This window comes from Vibrio sp. 779(2023) (genome assembly GCF_033344285.1).
In the GTDB taxonomy this organism is placed as follows: Bacteria; Pseudomonadota; Gammaproteobacteria; order Enterobacterales; family Vibrionaceae; genus Vibrio; species Vibrio alginolyticus.
Genome location: NZ_JAWPOM010000187.1, coordinates 1 through 1,108, shown reverse-complemented (window position 1 = coordinate 1,108; position 1,108 = coordinate 1). Strand labels below are relative to the sequence as shown.

General features: G+C 45.9%; 2 protein-coding genes. One reads left to right on the top strand and one right to left on the bottom strand.

Annotated features, from left to right (window positions below):
* Window positions 1-624, top strand: a 624-nt coding sequence (gene glpG, locus R8O70_RS25970) for a rhomboid family intramembrane serine protease GlpG (RefSeq protein WP_318184556.1), incomplete at its 5' end; no start/stop codon positions are given.
* A 59-nt stretch (window positions 625-683) separates the two neighbouring features.
* On the opposite strand, the gene R8O70_RS25965 is transcribed toward glpG, so the two are convergent.
* Window positions 684-1,094 (bottom strand): flagellar basal body-associated protein FliL, encoded by a 411-nt coding sequence (locus R8O70_RS25965; RefSeq protein ID WP_318126950.1) that lies wholly within the window; start codon window positions 1,092-1,094, stop codon window positions 684-686.
* Window positions 1,095-1,108 lie beyond the last annotated feature (14 nt).

Here is a 1,108-nt window from a genome sequence, read left to right as displayed (position 1 = left end):
GCCGATACTCGTAAGAGCCAATTTCATTACGCTAGCCCAAGCATCATGGGAATGATCAAAGCCAAAGCCGGTCCAGTGACCTTATTGATCATGACCGTATGCGCCGTGATTTATGGTCTGCAGATGTTAGGCTTTGGAAATGGGGTATTTGTTCTGTTGCACTTTCCCGCGTTTGAAGGCCAGCAATGGCAATTGTGGCGTTGGGTGAGTCATGCATTGCTGCATTTCTCGGTAACACACATCATCTTTAACTTGTTGTGGTGGTGGCAACTTGGTGGCGATATTGAACGTCGACTTGGTTCTGGCAAGTTACTGCAAATCTTTGTGGTATCTGCGGCACTCTCTGGTGCTGGCCAGTTCTATGTTGAAGGTGCGAACTTCGGCGGGTTATCTGGTGTTGTGTACGCGCTACTCGGCTATTTGTGGGTTTTGGGTTACCGTTTACCTCATTTAGGTTTAACGCTGCCGAAATCCATCATTGGTTTTATGTTGGTGTGGTTGGTACTTGGTTTTGTGCAACCGTTTATGGCCATTGCCAATACGGCTCACTTAGCTGGCTTGTTAGCCGGGATGGCGATTGCGCTGTTCGACTCGGGCAAGCAGAAATACCAACAACAAGCGTGATAGCAAAAACAAAAAAAGACCGCTCGAAAGCGGTCTTTTTGTATCTAAAGCAGCGTTACTTACTGATAGAGGTATTTGGTAAACAGCAAATCAGCAATGACGGTTTTCCCGGTCTCTGGCAGTAAGGTTTCGTTTAGCTCTTTTACCAACGTTTTGCGTAGGTCTTCTCGGCCAGAAAGCGACTTGATCGTATCTTCGGTTTGTTTGCCTAGGAGCTCGATGACCGCATCGCGAATCAAGGGTTGATGGTGCTCAACAATCGCTAGGTCTTGTTGGCTCATCACCATGATGTCGATACGCACTTGTACGTAGCCTAATTTTTTACCTTTGGTGTAAAAGTTAGTGGTTAAATCTGGCTCTAGGGTGAAGTACGCTAATTTTGGTCCAGTCTCTTCCGTTTCAGCCCAACTTGGTGCGGAGATCAGGATTGTTAACGCAAAAATAATTTGGGCTATATAACGTTTGTACATATTTCTAACTTTTC